1 tRNA gene and 1 rRNA gene are annotated in these 867 nt (G+C 54.3%); both read right to left on the minus strand.

From position 1 onward, the window contains the following. Positions 1-26: 26 nt before the first annotated feature. Positions 27-102: transfer RNA gene (locus tag WGC32_RS15035), tRNA-Lys, on the minus strand. A gap of 280 nt (positions 103-382) precedes the next feature. After that, positions 383-867: ribosomal RNA gene (locus WGC32_RS15040) — 23S ribosomal RNA — on the minus strand; the annotation flags it as partial.

The following is an 867-nucleotide window of genomic DNA, read 5'->3' on the forward strand; positions in this document are numbered from 1 at the left end:
CTTAACCGCTTGACCAACGGGCCATCTGGTGCGCCATCAGGGACTCGAACCCGGGACCCGCTGATTAAGAGTCAGCTGCTCTACCAACTGAGCTAATGGCGCATATTTTCGCCAAACACTCTTTCCAGTTGGACTAGCCGACCGCTAACACTCAAGCTTCACCTTCCGGCTCGCTTTCGCTGAGCGTCTGGCCATACCAACTGAGCTAATGGCGCTCATGCGGGCAGTGCCCGCTGCCAATCCGCGCTGTAACGCATCGGCAACATCAGCTCACATATCGCGTACAGTGCCGCGTTAAACTTTAGAGGTTTGCTTTTCAGCTCTCTCCGGTAGGAGCACCCTCAAAACTGAACAATGGAAAACCTTCGAACCTGGATTTGTTTAGGTCAAGCCCTCGACCGATTAGTACTCGCTAGCTGAACGTGTCACCACGCTTACACTTTGAGCCTATCAACCTGATAGTCTTTCAGGGGTCTTACCCAGTTAACCTGGTGGGATATCTTATCTTAAGGCCGGCTTCACGCTTAGATGCCTTCAGCGTTTATCCGATCCGCACTTAGCTGCCCAGCTGTGCCACTGGCGTGACAACTGGTGCACCAGAGGTGCGTCCATCCCGGTCCTCTCGTACTAGGGACAGCTCCTTTCAAATATCCTACGCCCACGACAGATAGGGACCGAACTGTCTCACGACGTTCTGAACCCAGCTCGCGTACCGCTTTAATTGGCGAACAGCCAAACCCTTGGGACCGAATACAGCCCCAGGATGCGATGAGCCGACATCGAGGTGCCAAACCTCCCCGACGATGTGGACTCTTGGGGGAGATCAGCCTGTTATCCCCAGGGTAGCTTTTATCCGTTGAGCGATGG

Source organism: Zongyangia acetica (assembly GCF_038739695.1).
GTDB lineage: Bacteria > Bacillota > Clostridia > Oscillospirales > Ruminococcaceae > Zongyangia > Zongyangia gallinarum.